The following is a 16,256-nucleotide window of genomic DNA, read 5'->3' as shown; positions in this document are numbered from 1 at the left end:
TATACAGGTATATATACCTTTACTAATCTTCATTATAGTACAATTGACATGAATTTGGAATATACTAAAAATTCATCAAACGAAAAGGTGGAAGAGACTTGATCTAGTATCTCTTCCACCTTTTCGTTTATTCGTTGAAAATCTATCTGCGGAGTTTCCTCATTTGAAAGTTTATATTTCCTTTTTAGCTGAATAATTCTTTCTACACTTTCATCAATTTTTGCTTCAGAAATAACACCATTTTGCACGGCTGCTTTTAGCTTCTTATGAACGGATACCACTACATCTGGATGATGTGCGATAAGTACCATATCACTGCCAGCTTTTACAGATTGGATAGCCGCTTCTTCTATTCTAATGTTTTCCGTAATTGCTCCCATTGTTAAATCGTCTGAGATAACAACTCCATCAAACCCCATATCTTCTCTCAATAGACCAGAAATGATTTTTTCAGACATAGATGCTGGATATTCAGTATCTATTTGTGGCAACAAGATGTGTGCAGTCATCACCACGTCTGCTCCTTTGGAAATTGCTTTTTCAAAAGGAACCAGTTCCACTTCTGAAAGCTCCTCTATACTTTTATCGACTTTGGGAAGCTTTAAATGTGAATCCTCACTTGTATCTCCATGCCCAGGAAAGTGTTTGACGACAGAGATAATCCCCTCACTTTGAATTCCTTTCATGGATTGAATCCCCATATCAGTCACGATGTCTGGACTATCACCAAAGGAACGATCGCCAATTACAGGATTATCTGGATTACTATTCACATCAAGAACCGGAGCGAAATTTAAATTGAATCCTAATCCTCGCATTTGCTGTCCAAGAAGAATACCAACTTCAAAAGCAAGTTCCTCATCTTGTGCTTTTCCTATAGATCCACTTGGTGGGAGACTTGTGATCTCGTCTGGCATTCTTGTTACGCTTCCACCTTCTTCATCAACCCCAAGAAGCAATGGATGTGGATTATTCTCATTCACCTGTTTTATGTCATTCATAAGATTTACAGTTTGTGCCTTGCTTTCAATATTGTCTGCAAACAGAATAACTCCTCCAACATGATAATTTTCAATCATGTCTTTCGTATCCGTATTTATTTCTGTTCCGTCAATTCCACCAACGATCAATTGCCCAATCTTTTCATCTAAACTCATCGCATCTACCAAACTCGATACATCCAATGTTCCACCCATTGAAGTATTATGATTGGAATGATTAGTTTTTTCGTCGCCTGATTGTAAATAATAATAAACCACTCCAACGGTAATAACCGCCATAATGACAATACTACTTATCCATTTCATTCTGCTTACCTCCAAGGTGTCGAAATAATTCTATGTTTCTCATTCCCCATTTTCCCCGGAAGTATCTTTCTTTAATCGCTGCTTGCTAACCAGATATACCTAACGCGTTCTTCTTGTGTCCAAACCGTAAATTCTATATTATTCTCACGATCAATGTAAACCATTGCATCTCCGAGTCCCATTTCACTATACGTATAGTACTCATCTCCATAAATTCTCTCTACATCCTCTGTAGAATCACCTACATTAAGTCCTGAGGATGTACGATATGGTTTGCCCATCGATATAGAAGTTATTTCATTACCTTCATTTGCACGTACAAAGTGATCTTCATGATGATAACTTATTCCGTTTTCTTCATCTCTCTTTTTAAAATTAGCTAACTGTTCTGTGTGATGTGCACCCAGCTCTTCATATAATGAAAATTCTCCTATACTCTCTTGACTTAAGTCTATAGATGCTGTAAACAATTTACCTACTGGATAGATAAAGGTAATAAGTAAGATGAAACTTCCTACAAGGAAAATCAACAGTAATAAAAACAACCATTTCTTCCAATTAAATGCTGAAATACAAACACAGCCCCCTCCATTAACTTAATCAATTACATACCTATCCTTACCAACTTGATATCCAGTAATTATCATTAACACCGCTACTACCATCAATGTTAACAGTGGTAACGTCCAGCTCGCAGTAACATCATAAATAGAACCTATCGCAAATGGACCTATAGCAGCAAATAAATAACCGACAGATTGTGCCATTCCCGAAAGCTCCGTTGCTTGTTCTGCATCCTTAGACCGGAGACCTATGAAAGTTAAAGCCAAAGCAAATCCTCCGCCTAATGCAATTCCAATGAAAATCAAACTGAATATTATCGTTGCCCATGAATCTCCTAATAGCAATCCACCGTAGCCAATCAATGAGAGTATACCAATCGAACAAGCAATAAAGGATTGCTTTTGTAACTTACCTGCCAAGATTGGAATGGCAAAGCTCGCTGGTAACCCGATAATTTGTGTAATAGAGAGGAGCCATCCGGCAGTCGCCATACTCATACCAAAATCATGCAGAATTTCTGGAAGCCAAGAAATCGTAACGTAAAAAAGCGTTGATTGTAGACCTAAAAATGATGCAACAATCCATGCAAGTGGAATTCTCCACATACGATTACCTGAAAGAATTCCCTTTTTAGAAGGTGTGATAGTTTCTTGCTTTGTTGTATCTTTTCTTATGATAACTACCCAAATTAGAACAGCAAATACAGCAGGTAGTGCCCAAATAAGTAAAGAAATCTCCCAACCTAAGTTTAGATCTTTCGCAAGGGGATTACTTAAACCAGAGCCAGCTGCTGCAAAAATATTCATGACTGTAGTATAGATGCTTGTCATCAACGCCACTTTTAAAGGAAAGTGACTCTTAATAAGACTTGGTAGTAATACATTACAAATTGCTATCCCTGTACCAATGATTAATGTTCCTATTAGTAATAAAATAAATACCGAAATAGACCGGACTGACATTCCAATTATAATTAAAATAAGTCCATAAATTAATACTTTTTCTCTTGTAAATTTATGAGCAACGTTCGGCACCATTGGTGAAATAACTGCAAATGCTATCAACGGCAAACTCGTTAATAACCCTGCCAAACCATTTGAAATATCAATATCTTCTCGGATAAGACTGATCAATGGACCTACCGATGTTATAGCCGGTCGTAGATTAAATGCTACAACAATTATTCCGATAACTAACAGTACAAATTGAAGCTGATTGTTGCTCTTTTGATGCTCTTGAGTCTCTACCATGATGATGAACCTTCTTTCTTAGGCAATACCATTCTTTATCAACTAAATATACGCCTCATATATAAATATAGCAACCTCTCTTACAAGGAAAAAAGCGCTTGCGCCTGTTTAGTCCTGGACGGGAACGAATGAGACGAAGGAACCCTCGTAAAGAGGTCTCTGGAAGTACAATAGGTGATGGGCGCTTGCGCTGGATGTGGCTAATTAATTTAGTAAGTTTACCCACAGATGCATAATTTTATAATTTCTTAGAACATTAAAAAAGGCTCGATTAAACCAACCTAACTAATCGTAAATATGTTAAAAACGTTTAGAAATAAATGGTTGAATAATAAAGATAAAAAAGAGTCCCCAAAGTAAAGTAACTAGCCATCTGTTGAATGAATCATCAATTTCCGAGAAAGCGATCAAAGGTGGTACTACGATTATCGATAATAATAATTTCGCCTTAACAGTTGAGCTTTTTTCCAATACATTCACCTCGTTGTTTACCATGACTTATCCCGTTACCGAAATGGGGTTACCCATTCTTTATTCCTCCTTAAACAAATGTTTGATTGAATTATATATGAAATATTCTGTTAATTATTATAACATACAAATATAATGTACATGGTTATCTATGTTACCTTTTATTGTAGTAATTATCCTATGTGGGATTGCTGTCTTTTTCGTAATGGGTAATAAATTCAAGAAATGAAGAAAAGTGCTACTTGGTACGCAAACTCTAAAGTATCTCTATCACATTTATTACATATTTTTCTTAGCTCAGGAAAAATTAAGCTAGGAGGTGTTTTTTATGAGTAAAAAGTCAAAAACAGATCGTGCAAATATAAGTGACGAACAAGCGGTTAGAGGAGATCTTTCCAAACAATTTGATCATGAGTTTGCCAATGAACCATTAACAGCCGAAGAAAAGCTGAACAATAAAAAAACAAAGAAAAGACAGTAGCAGATATGGTATTAGCCCCTTGACTTCATTGTCCTGGGGCTAATTAATTAAGTTTTTAACTTGAATGTTCATACAACACCTGTGATTCTTATTTACAAATTAAATTTTTTCTTAATTAAAACGGCAACCTCATTTGCTTCTAAACTGGTATTATCTATTCGTACATAGTTGGGATAGGTAATCTCACCGTCAATGGAATTAAGCCTATGTTTTTCCAACGACCTTTTCAATTCATTCTCCGACCATTCAATATTTCTTTTCGAAGGCTTATGCTTAAGCCTGTTTTCACTTTTATTCCTGTCTAGTCTTTCGTCTATACTAGCCTCAAGCTCCACATAATATGTTGTCGCACCTCTTGATTCAAACAAACCGGATAGCCTCTTAACATTATTCCAGTCTTCTTGCATATCAAAAGCCCATACAAAAGTGAAAATTATTCCATATAGATTACTCTTGGACACCTCTTCAAAGATCTCTTGGCGGAAAAGATTTACCAACCTTTTCCCTTCCTTTGTTCCGTAATCAAAAAAATTACCTACTAGATCTATTGTCATGTGATTATGAAAAAGCTTAAGATCCGTGATCTTAGCTAACTCTTGTCCAACCGTCATTTTTCCAACTGCTTGAGGCCCAAATATTATGACTAGCTTCACCTATTTTTCACCTTCAATCATTAATAATTTTCTGAACTTTTCATAAATCTTAACATAGAACTGAAGTAGTTATAAAGATTTTTTTAATCGAATACCTGTTTCATAACATCAATAAATCTAAAGATCTAGCTAGCATAAGTAATACAAAATAGGATAATCTTTTTTCCAGGAGATTTTTTTATGGAAAAAACTCCCTATACTTCAGATGAAATTTCCACATCAATCACCGCTACTAAATATTTTCAAATTCCGTATAGTATAAACAAGAAGAAACAAGTTTGAAGAAAAACTCATCCAAGAAAATTGTGGCTGGATGAACAAGCCATAATTAACAATTTAAAACTAGGTAATTGTAGGTTTTCAATAAAAAAATGAAAAAGGTTAGTTTTTCTTCGGTTCCACCTGACACCCACATTCTAAGCTAGATAATTTTTTATAGCTTCTTGCATACTTATAGTCAGCCGGGGAACATATAGAAGTAAATTATTAGCCATCTAAAGAATCACAGAAAAGAGGTTATAAAATGAATACCACCAAAGCTTCATCCAAAATACGCGATAGCTTCTGGTTCTTACCAATTATATATGGATTATGTTCAATTCTAGCTGTAGGTGTCGTTACATTGATCGATGTTAAACTCGTACCACGCTTTTCAAATAGTATTCCAGATATACTTTTAACCGGGCAAAGTATCGCCAAAAATTTATACGCAGCTTTAATTACCGCCACGCTAACCATGATAACAATCAGTTTCTCAACAATTATGGTTGTATTAACTACGTATTCTTCTCAATTTTCACCACGTGCCTTACAAGATTTTATGCGAAGTAAAATCACGAAACATGTTTTAGGTGTGTTTACATTTGGGTTTATATTTGTGCTGATTAATTTATGGCTTTTAACCGAATCAAAGCAAAAAGACTTATTAAGCCCCTTTTTCACAGTAGTATTTACTGTAATATCTCTCGGTTTTTTCATCTTGTTTATCCACTATGCCGCTCGATACGTACAGGTGAATTTTTTAATTTCGACTGTTCGCAATGAAACCTCGAAATTAATCAAAGAGACCTTTGAAGATAGGTCATATGGAGAGCACCAACATTGGGATCATTCTCAGATTAACGAGATAAAAGAAAAAGATAAGCAAACAACGTATGCATTACGTTCTGGATATATTCAGCACGTGGATTACAAATATCTGATTAACTGGGCAAGTAAAAATAAAATGGTCCTGGAAGCAAATTTCCAAGTCGGAGATTATGTACCTAAGGGGATGCCCGTATTTTATTATTGGTCGTTTAACGACAAAGTCGTAAATGAAGCAGAACATGACCAGTTTCTTATGATAGGCAATGAACGAACAAATCTGCAAGATATTGAATTCTCGATGGATAAATTAGTTGAAATTGCAGTAAAAGCTCTATCAACAGGGATGAACGATCCAAACACGGCAATTAACTGTATTCATCGTCTTGGTGGATTACTATCCGAATTAGCGGGAAATTATCGTGAAGTTACTTACTTCTCTGATAACCAAGGAGATTTAAGATTAATAATGGATCAAAAAAGGTTCCGCGATTATTTATATAAGAGCTTTTACCAAATTAGACATTATGGCAAAGATGATATATCCGTTGTTTGCAACATCGTAGACGTATTATATAAATGTGCGGTTGTCAGCAATCAGTCCATCCAAAAAGAACTTTGGGACTTTAATAGTTATATTTTAGAAGAGGTGGATATCGAAAGTCTTCCATCCATGGATTATGAATATCTAAAAGCGATTATGGTTAAATTCGCAAATACAACGGATCAAGAATTAAATTGGGAATAACATTCATTTTATAATTTCCTGTGTATAAAAAAACAGCAGTGTTAAACACTGCTGTTTTTACATTTATTTTTTATAAGTCAGCTCTAAATTTACCCAAGCTTATAAGAGTGCTTTGATGTCATCTTCTATTTTTGCTGGTTTATCTTTGGGTGCGAATCTTTTCACGACATTTCCATTTCGGTCTACAAGAAACTTTGTAAAATTCCATTTCACATTACTGCCTAACAACCCTTTTTGTTCCTCTGTTAAATATTTAAACAACGGGGCGGCATTAGGACCTTTTACATCAATCTTTTTAAACAATGGAAATGTAACGCCAAAATTAACCTTACATGCTTCTTCCATATTTTCATCATCAACTGGTTCTTGTTCGTTAAATTGATTACTTGGAAATCCGAGAACACGCAGCCCTTCATCTTGATATTTTTGGTGCAATTCCTCTAATCCTTCAAATTGATTTGCAAACCCACACTTAGTTGCTGTATTAACAATTAATAAAACGTTGTCCTGATACTGAGATAGTGAAATTTCTTCTCCATTACTTTTTTCAACTTGGTACTCGTATATAGACATAATGTCATGCACCTCCTAATACTAAGAATATAGTAACTTCACGAATATATAAACTATAAAGCTTGTATTCACATTGGATGCATCAAAGTAATACACGTTGGCGAAACCAACATAGACATTAAGTTCCTACATGATAACGACCTTTCGGAATCACTAATGGAGTTTGTGAGATTGGATCTGGAATCACGATGCAATCTAAATCAAATACGGTCTTTACTAGCTCACTTGTTAGAACTTCGGTTGGATTTCCTTCTTCTATTAGTTTACCTTCCTTAATCGCAAAGATATGATCCGCATACCGCGCGGATAAGTTGATATCATGCAATACCATTACAATGGTTGTCCCGTATTTACGGTTTAATTTTGTTAGTAAGTCTAATATCTCCACTTGATACGTGATATCTAAAAAGGTTGTTGGTTCATCTAGAAGTAAAATATCTGTTTGTTGAGCTAAAGACATCGCAATCCACACACGTTGTCTTTGACCGCCTGACAGCTCATCAATATGTCGATCGGCAAATTCAGTAATATTCATAATCTCCATTGCTTCACTAACCGCTTCATAATCCTTCTTGGTCCATCCTTTTAGAAACGTTTGATGTGGAAATCTTCCTCTTCCCACTAAATCTGCAACTGTTATCCCCTCTGGAACAATTGGTGATTGTGGTAATAGCCCTAATACTTTGGCTACCTGCTTCGGAGGAATTTTTTGAATTGATTTCCCTCCTAAGATAACTTGACCAGAGGTAGGCTTGATAAGCCTTGCCATTGTCTTAAGCAAAGTAGATTTCCCGCAACCGTTCGCTCCAATAATAATGCTTATTTTATTACTTGGAATGGAAATATCTACATCATGTAATATAGGTTTATTATCATATCCAGCAGTAATTCTCTCTGTATGAAAATCAAGTGTCGGTTTCATTATAAATCTCCCTTTCGATTCATTCGAATTAGCAAATAGATCAAATATGGTGCGCCGATGATACCTGTGATTACACCTACAGGGTATCTAGCAACGAACGCAAATTGCCCTACAAGATCTGCTGCTAAAACTAATATGACGCCAACAAGACCTGCTGGAATAATACTGGAAAACCCTATACCAACTAGTCTTTTAGCGATAGGTCCAGATAGAAATGCAATAAATGCGATAGGTCCTGTTGTAGCAGTAGCTAACGCAAGAATCAGTACCGAGCTGATTATAAGTATAACTCGTGTTTTATCGGTATTTACTCCAAGTGAAATGGCTGTTTGTTCCCCTAGTTCTAGCATATCCAATCGTTTCCCGAGAGCAATGATAATAGGCGCAAAAATAATAACAGCAATGATAAGAGGATAAACATCCTCCATCTTGGCACCATTTAGACTACCATTTAGCCATCTCATTGCCGTAGGGATATCATTTTCCTGACCAATCATTAATAAGTATGATATTAAGGCATTAAGCATAGCCTGAATACCAATTCCTACTAATATTAATCTACCAATTGAGAAAGAAGTACTTCTTGCTAATAAAAAGATAACAATTACTGTCGCAAGTCCACCAATAATGGAAGCGATAGAAACAACTGTATTACTTGCTTGAAGGACAATGATACAGAACACAGCCGCCGCGCTTGAACCAGCTGTTATTCCAATAACATTCGGATTTGCGAGCGGGTTACGTAGCATCGTTTGGAATACATATCCAGCAACCCCAAAAGCAAAACCAGCAAATACACCTGCTATCATTCTTGGAAGACGAATCGTCCCAACAGCAAATGAAGCACCTTGGACTTCTTCACCAAGTAATACACTTATAACATCCGAGACAGGATAAATTGTGTTCCCTAGCATAAGCATTGTACAACTTAGCACAAAAGCAGTAATTGCCAGTAAAGATGTTACAAGGATAAACCGACGACGTCTCTTTATTCTTCCTATCATAATAAGATTCATTGAATTATTCATCATAAAGCACGCATTTTCGCTTTCATAGTTATTAAGATTAATATAGGAGCCCCAATAAAGGCTGTAACCACACCAACTTCTAGCTCCCCAGGACTACCTACAATACGTCCAAATACATCGGATATTGTTAAAATAACAGCCCCTGCTAAAGCAGATAAAGGGATAACATATCGTAAATCGGGTCCAATTAATAGTCGTATGACATGTGTCGCTAACAAACCGATAAAACCAATAGGGCCAGCTAATGCTGTCGCTGCACCACACAATATTACACCGCCAAAAGCCGCAATAAGTCTAAGTGTCCCAGTACGTACACCTAATCCTGTAGCTGCTTCATCACCTAATGCTAATGCATTTAGAGCTGGTGAAGTAGCAATCGCTATGATTATCCCCATCAAAAGAAAAGGAATAAAGAGAGAAACAGAGTTCCAGTCTCCTGCACCGACACTTCCTACCTGCCAAAATCTAAACTCATCCATAACACTAGAGCGAGGAATCATAACTGCCATTACGAGCGAAGATAACGCTGCACTTGTGGCAGCACCCGCTAAAACGAGTTTAAGGGGCGTGGCACCGCCACTCCCCATCGAACCAATTCCGAAAACAAAAATGGCAGTTAAGATTGCTCCTACTAATGCAAACCAAATATAGTGACTAGCACTACCAATATTAAAAAAGGCAATTCCACATACAACGAATAACGCTGCACCAGTATTAACTCCTAATATACTAGGGTCTGCAATTGGATTACGAGTGACTGATTGCATTAGCGCTCCTGAAACTCCAAGTGCAGCTCCACACATTAAACTAAATACAGTTCTCGCAACTCTTTGGCGAACTACATTTGCCCCGTGGGTCTGTACTTCCGGATGAAACAAACCATCCATTAATTCATTCCATCCAATTACACGAGATCCAAAAGCAAGCGAAGCCAAGATACTTATACCCAGCAATACAACGGAAAGTATAAGTACCTTTATTAAATTTTTCGGTAAATGTAACTGCTTGTTTTCTGAGACGGATATATTACTCATTTTATTCGACTTTATTTGCAGCTTCGGAGAGTAAAGTTAAGTATTCGTCAATAGTATATTGAATGGAAAGAGCGCTTGGAGTTCCTGCTGCTGCAAGTGGCGTATTATCTCCAATAATTACAACAGAACCTCTTTCTATTGCTGGAACTTTCCCGAAAATAGGATCTGCTTGTAGTGCTTCAAGTGTATTATCATTACCATAGGTTACCAAGATATCTGCATCGTTAAGCATATCTGCATTTTCAGCACTTGGTTCAATATAGAAACTATCTGAATCTGGTATTTCATTTGTAATACTTTCAGGATAATCCATCCCTAGCTCAGAAAGAAACCCACCACGTGGATCTGCTGGTGTGTAGACAAAGAAGCTGGATAAGTCTTCCGCATTTACACTTAAGAATGCAGCTGTTTTTCCTTCTAGTTCAGGATATTCACTGACCTTTTCTTCAATTTGGCTCTCTACATCTGCAAGTAATTGCTCGCCTTCTTCTTTCATTCCCATAGCAGTAGAATTCATTTCTAACTGTTCTCTCCATGTAGTTAGCCACGGAGCGCTTGGGTATGCTACAACCGGAGCAATTTGAGTTAATGTATCATAATCTTCTTGTGTTATACCTGAGTAGGCAGCAAGAATAACGTCTGGGTTACTATCAGCAATTGCTTCAAAATCTAAACCATCTGTATCTTGGAAAAGATTTGGATTTTCTTCACCAAGTTCTTGTACCTTTTCCGCAGTCCAAGGTAGCATACCACTATTATCTTGAACACCATAGTTTGCAGAAGAAAACCCTACAGGAACTACACCAAGAGCTAAAGCATCATCGTGATTTCCCCACTGAATCGTTGCAATTCTTTCTGGTTTACTTTCGATAACTGTCTCCCCTAAAGCATGTTCAATTGTTATTGGGTATTGACCTTCTGTTTCTGCAGAATCATTCGATTCTTCTTCTGACTCATCTTCCGTTGAGGATGAAACAGAACAACCTGCTAATACTAAAGTAGCAATTATAGTAAACATTAATACTAGTAAAAAAGACTTCTTTTTAAACATATGTAAACCCTTCCTATCTATTATTTAGTTTTTTGGTCTAAGGATTTTTGATCGATAAACCCTTTTTAATAATGATAATCATTATCAATTAATATACTTTAATCCTATGATGTTGTCAATAATCAAAATATATTATCTATTACTATTAACCTACCTCAAAAAGTAGTAAATTCGGCATATCAAAAAAACTCCATTAAAGTAATAACAAAGATTACTCTAATAGAGTTTCAGCCAAACCCATATTGAACTTCATCAAACAGTAATATGCCAACTGTCCGCTGTGACATCTTATTCCCCATAAGATTAAATTAAGTATTTTCAGTAAATCCATGGTGAAAACAATTGCCTCGTATACGTTAACGAACAGATTATTTCATATATTCTTCAACTAATTGAAAGCATCTTTCTTCCGTTAAGTTGTTTTGAACAGTTACATACTCCAATTGCTCCATTGTACCATTTTCATATACTAGTGATGCTTCCTTAGCGGTATTATCCCTATATTCTAACCACTCTCGTTGCTCCACTCTTAAAGCTTCCATTTCTTCAGATGATAACTGATCTACTAGAACACCATAAATTTCATTTAATAAACCATCCCAAATATTATCATATCTATCACCTTCTACCTTTTTTAAAGCATAGGTAATTTCATCTTCTGATTCCTTACGAACTTTATCTGTTTCTTCTTTGGTTTTATTTAGTTTTTCAAGATACTCCTTTTTCAGGTATCTCGGTTTATCATCATTTTGCTCTTTTGTTTTTCCAACTGGATTACTATTATTTTTCTCAACAACGGTATTAGATTCACCACTACTGGTCTGCTTTTCCATCGCATCCGTTGAAGAAGATGGATGATGTGAATCTGAGGAAGTTTGATTCGAGGTATGATTTTGTTCTGTATTATCTGCATCATTTGATTCTTTTGCGAAAGTATTACAACCTGTTGTTAAAGCTACAGTGATCACTACTATTCCTAATAAAAATATATTTTTGAATTTCATAACAAGGTTTCCTTTCTTTTCTATAAGTTTACCTAAACACCAAACATACTAGGTAAAACAAAAATATAGAATCCCAACCATAATAGAGATACTACTCCTAAAGTAATCCCTATATACTTACTTAATTTGTTCATTGTCGTTACTGCTATATAAAAGGAATATAGACAAACTAGTGCTGGAAAAACACCCAAGACTAAAACTATAGTTATCACCACCAATATACTTACAGAGTAAAACTTAAAACTGAGCCCGATCGTTCACTCTTGCTTGTTATTTCCAAGTAGGCTATCTCCCATTCTACCACATCGCTGGTGTCATTAACCGAATTTTCAGTTGATTATTTAACTCTGAAACAAAAAATCCTCATAATAATCATGTTGATCCATTAGTTCTTCGCGGTTGCCTTCTTGAATGATTTTACCTTTATCTAAAACAAGAATTTGATCCGCATTTTTTAATGTAGATGGATGATGCGCAATGATAAATGTTGTTCTTCCTTTCATTAACTCTTGTAACCCAGATTGTATGCGTTCATCCATTTCTTTATCAACATGACTTGTCGCTTCATCTAATACCAAGATCTCTGGTTGTGCCAATACCGCCCGTGCAATAGCTATTAATTGCTTTTCTCCTTCAGATAGATTGGAACTAGATTCATTCATGACGGTGTCATAACCATTCGGTAAATTACGAATAAAGTAATCTGCTTGTGCTAATTTAGCTGCTCTTTCAATCGCTTCGTCCGTCACCTGATTGTTATTGGAACCATAGGCGATATTTTCCCTTATACTTCTACGGAACAACCAATCTTCTTGTAAAACTGTTCCAAACAATTCTAATTTTTCATGTTCCTTCATTTGATGAATATCCATCCCATTGATTAAAATCTTCCCTTTACTCGGGGTTAACAGTCCAAGCAACAATAAAGATAAAGTAGACTTACCTGCTCCATTGGAACCGATTATAGCTACCGTTTCTCCCTTATTAATTTCTAAATGGATATCCTTAATCGTTGAGTGAATATTGTTATAAGAAAAACTTACATTTTCAAATTGAATAAACGCATTGGCATTATACTTAGTAGCTTGTCCCGAAAAAATAGGCTTCTCTTCCTCGTCTAACAATTCAAATATCCGCTCTGATGCAGCAATCGTTGATTGAATGGTATTTGTAATTGTCGCCATTTTATTAATTGGTTGCTGAAATTGACGTACATACATAATAAAAGCCTGTATATTTCCCAAAGTTAGCACCTGATTTATTACAAAGATACTTCCTATTACACAAACTACGATATAAACCATGTTTTGTAACAATCTTAGTAAAGGGGTTATCGTGCTAGATATATATTGTGCTTTCCAGCCATATTCGTATAATAGATTATTTCTTTTTTGGAAGCTTTGATCTGAAAAACTTTCTAGATTAAACGATTTTATAGCTTCTTGCCCAGCATACGTTTCCTCCACAAAACCATTAAGGTTGCCTAAAATATGCTGTTCGTTTTTAAAATATAATTGTGATTTCTTAATAACCTTCTTAGTAATAAATATACTCCCAGGGATAATAAGAAATACAACGACTGTTATGAATGGACTTATAGAAAGCATAATAATCGTGATCCCTAGTAATGTTATAACAGATGTGAAAAATTGGCTGATTATCTGTTTAAATGTACTATTCACCTTCTCAATATCATTTATCGCCCTACTTAGTAAATCCCCATGACTATTATTATCAAAGTATGCAATTGGTAACTTATATAACTTTTTATTCACTTCATTTCTAAGCGTATAAATAACTTTCTGAGACACACCTATCAGAAGATACTCTTGTATATAGGTAAATACAGAGCTTAACAAATATAAAACTGCTAAAATACCGACTATAAGTAGGATGTACTGCATATTCACATTACTTCCGCCATTGACCATTCCCTCATATAACTCCGTCACAGCTAAACCTAAAATCACGGGACTGAAAATAGTAAAAGAAGTGCCTAACACTGCTAGTATGACAACGATTATCAGTTTCCTTTTGTAAGGAGTAATATATTTGAATAATCTTTTTACGATATGCTGCATCTTACTATAATTATTTTTCTCGTTATTCATGATTTATCCTCCTTTTACGTAAAAGTTGTTATCTTTAGCAGTTAGTTCTTCATATGTCCCTGTGGCAACGACCTTACCTTTTTCCAGAATAATAATGTGATCTGCATACTTTACAGTATTTATATCTTGATTTGTCATAATGATGGTAGATTCTTTGGTTTTCTTCTGAAATACTTCTCGAAGATAATTCGAAGTTTGATAGTCTAAAGCAGACATGCTGTCATCAAACATAAGTATAGGAGCATTCGAAATAAATGCTCTTGCAACTGTTATTCGTTGCTTCTGACCACCAGACATATTTGAAGCTTTTGGCTTTAAAACTGTTTGATGTTTGTTTGGTAGTTCTTCAATTAAATGACTTAATTTAGCCTCATCAAGTGCGTTAAATAGCTCTTGATTCGTTGCTTTCATATCCCCAAATCGAACGTTATCTTCTATCGTACCCGTAAACAATTGACTTTTTTGAGGGACATAGCCGACAGCATATCTCCAGTCAGAGTCGTTTAATTCCCTTAGAGAACTAGATCCTATATCAATAGAACCATCGGATGGATTATAAAACTTTAGTAATACTTGTATTAATGTTGATTTTCCGCTTCCAGTCCCTCCTACGATAGCGTTAATTTTGTTAGGTTTTATAGTCAAATTCACATTAAATAAAGCTGGCTTCTCTGCACCTGGATAGTAAAAGCTTACATCATTAAAATATATTGATTTGTGACTTACTTGTTTCCGTATAGTTTCATTTATTGGTTCCTTTGATATATTCGATTCATCCAGAACTTCCATCATTCTACTTGCGGAAACAGTTGCTCTTGGAAAAGCTGCTAGTGCAACTGAAGCCATAACAACACTGAACATTATTTGCATAGCATATTGTATAAAAGCCATCAGCTGTCCTACTTGTAAATTCCCGCTACTAATTAGAGAACTACCCACCCAAATAATAGCTAATATAGAAAAATTCAAAATCAACATCATAGTTGGGGTTAAAAATGTCATCAATCTATTTACAGACAGTGACAATCCATAATAGTTGGAATTAATGTCCTTGAATCGTTGCTTTTCTTGTTTTGTCTTTTGGTAGAGTTGGATTATCTTCATTCCATCCAATGTTTCTCTTATAGCCAAATGTATATGGTCTAATTGATCTCTAACCTGATGAAACAGTGGAGTAGCTTTTTTGGCAATGAACCATACGGATAAAACGATAAGGGGTAGGGGAGTAAGTATTACAAGTGAAAGCGTAGGATTCATCCAGATAGCCAATATCATTGCACCTATAAACATTATTGGAGCCATAGCAACTACACGTAAGAGAGTATTTATAAATTGAATAACTTGCATACTATCATTTGTAGTTCTAGTTGTTAGCGTCGATTCTCCAAAAAACTCAAATTTAAGTCTTGGTAACCGTGCAATGGTGTGAAACATCTCTTCTCTAGCATCCCGGCCCACTCTCTGTGTTACTTTTGAAATATAATAGTTAGATAATATTGCAAATCCGACTCCGAGTCCCGCAACAGCTAACATAACACTTCCCATCAACAGTATTTGAGAAATATTATTATTTACTATTCCTTCGTCCACGATCACCGCCATAATTAATGGTAATGCTAATTGTGTAACTGCTTGTAACAATATGAATATTAGTATTATAAAAATAGGTTTTTCATATGGACTTACAAACTTCTGTAAAAATTCTTTCATTACTCTCCCACCTTACTCTATTAAAAAAAGGAGCAACTGTGATGTTCGTTAGTTGCTCCTTCCAAATTATTTAGAGAATGTTACTTAAATCGATATCAAGATTCCCTGATTCATTCCCGCTTCCACTCAACACATCACTAAGAATTTGAGTAATATCCATGATCTTTTCACTCCTTCACCTTAAATTTAATCTTATAGAATATCGCTTAAATCGACATCAGCATTACCCGATCCATTTCCACTTCCATTTAACACATCGCTTA

The 16,256-nt window shown here is 35.4% G+C and carries 15 protein-coding genes; 2 read left to right on the top strand and 13 right to left on the bottom strand.

The features are described 5' to 3' along the window. Positions 1–32 precede the first annotated feature (32 nt). The 4 genes from nagZ to OB_RS18260 all read right to left on the bottom strand — a co-directional run bounded on the left by nagZ (position 33) and on the right by OB_RS18260 (position 3,616). Positions 33–1,307 carry a beta-N-acetylhexosaminidase gene (gene nagZ, locus OB_RS01585; RefSeq protein ID WP_011064672.1) on the bottom strand — a complete coding sequence of 425 codons (1,275 nt, stop codon included), beginning with the start codon at positions 1,305–1,307 and terminating at the stop codon, positions 33–35. Positions 1,308–1,378: 71 nt separating this feature from the next. Then, positions 1,379–1,852, bottom strand: coding sequence for a hypothetical protein (locus OB_RS01580; protein ID WP_011064671.1), 474 nt, complete (start codon positions 1,850–1,852; stop codon positions 1,379–1,381). A gap of 51 nt (positions 1,853–1,903) precedes the next feature. After that, entirely contained in the window at positions 1,904–3,121 is a 1,218-nt protein-coding gene (locus OB_RS01575) for a CynX/NimT family MFS transporter (protein ID WP_011064670.1), read from the bottom strand. A 300-nt stretch (positions 3,122–3,421) separates the two neighbouring features. After that, the gene (locus OB_RS18260) at positions 3,422–3,616 is read right to left on the bottom strand and encodes a hypothetical protein (protein WP_152023685.1); all 195 of its coding nucleotides are present in this window, start codon (positions 3,614–3,616) and stop codon (positions 3,422–3,424) included. A 304-nt stretch (positions 3,617–3,920) separates the two neighbouring features. Between OB_RS18260 and sspO the strand changes: the two genes are divergently transcribed. Continuing rightward, positions 3,921–4,073, top strand: a complete 153-nt coding sequence (sspO, locus tag OB_RS01570; protein ID WP_011064669.1) for a small acid-soluble spore protein O — start codon at positions 3,921–3,923, stop codon at positions 4,071–4,073. A gap of 92 nt (positions 4,074–4,165) precedes the next feature. Here sspO and OB_RS01565 read toward each other — a convergent pair whose 3' ends face one another. Next, a complete protein-coding gene (locus OB_RS01565) occupies positions 4,166–4,726 on the bottom strand; it encodes an AAA family ATPase (protein WP_011064668.1) in 561 nt (186 codons plus the stop codon). A gap of 523 nt (positions 4,727–5,249) precedes the next feature. Here OB_RS01565 and OB_RS01560 point away from each other — a divergent pair. Further along, positions 5,250–6,560: a DUF2254 domain-containing protein gene (locus tag OB_RS01560; protein WP_011064666.1), complete on the top strand. Its 1,311-nt coding sequence runs from the start codon at positions 5,250–5,252 to the stop codon at positions 6,558–6,560. 99 nt (positions 6,561–6,659) lie between these two features. On the opposite strand, the gene OB_RS01555 is transcribed toward OB_RS01560, so the two are convergent. The 8 genes from OB_RS01555 to OB_RS01520 form a co-directional block, all read right to left on the bottom strand. Further along, positions 6,660–7,133: a glutathione peroxidase gene (locus OB_RS01555; RefSeq protein ID WP_011064665.1), complete on the bottom strand. Its 474-nt coding sequence runs from the start codon at positions 7,131–7,133 to the stop codon at positions 6,660–6,662. 118 nt (positions 7,134–7,251) lie between these two features. Continuing rightward, on the bottom strand, positions 7,252–8,055 hold the full coding sequence (locus OB_RS01550) for an ABC transporter ATP-binding protein (RefSeq protein ID WP_011064664.1): 804 nt from the start codon (positions 8,053–8,055) through the stop codon (positions 7,252–7,254). After that, a complete protein-coding gene (locus OB_RS01545; protein WP_011064663.1) occupies positions 8,055–9,086 on the bottom strand; it encodes a FecCD family ABC transporter permease in 1,032 nt (343 codons plus the stop codon). Before OB_RS01545 ends, OB_RS01550 begins: the two co-directional genes overlap by 1 nt. Beyond that, positions 9,083–10,117 carry a FecCD family ABC transporter permease gene (locus OB_RS01540; RefSeq protein WP_011064662.1) on the bottom strand — a complete coding sequence of 345 codons (1,035 nt, stop codon included), beginning with the start codon at positions 10,115–10,117 and terminating at the stop codon, positions 9,083–9,085. Before OB_RS01540 ends, OB_RS01545 begins: the two co-directional genes overlap by 4 nt. 1 nt (position 10,118) lies before the next feature. Next, a complete protein-coding gene (locus tag OB_RS01535; RefSeq protein ID WP_011064661.1) occupies positions 10,119–11,168 on the bottom strand; it encodes an iron-siderophore ABC transporter substrate-binding protein in 1,050 nt (349 codons plus the stop codon). Positions 11,169–11,536: 368 nt separating this feature from the next. Next, entirely contained in the window at positions 11,537–12,172 is a 636-nt protein-coding gene (locus OB_RS01530; RefSeq protein ID WP_011064660.1) for a lysozyme inhibitor LprI family protein, read from the bottom strand. A gap of 341 nt (positions 12,173–12,513) precedes the next feature. After that, a complete protein-coding gene (locus tag OB_RS01525; RefSeq protein WP_011064659.1) occupies positions 12,514–14,283 on the bottom strand; it encodes an ABC transporter ATP-binding protein in 1,770 nt (589 codons plus the stop codon). A 3-nt stretch (positions 14,284–14,286) separates the two neighbouring features. Continuing rightward, positions 14,287–15,993: an ABC transporter ATP-binding protein gene (locus OB_RS01520; protein ID WP_011064658.1), complete on the bottom strand. Its 1,707-nt coding sequence runs from the start codon at positions 15,991–15,993 to the stop codon at positions 14,287–14,289. Positions 15,994–16,256 lie beyond the last annotated feature (263 nt).

Source organism: Oceanobacillus iheyensis HTE831 (genome assembly GCF_000011245.1).
Taxonomy (GTDB): Bacteria; Bacillota; Bacilli; order Bacillales; family Amphibacillaceae; genus Oceanobacillus; species Oceanobacillus iheyensis.
This window is presented reverse-complemented; position numbering and strand designations above follow the sequence as displayed.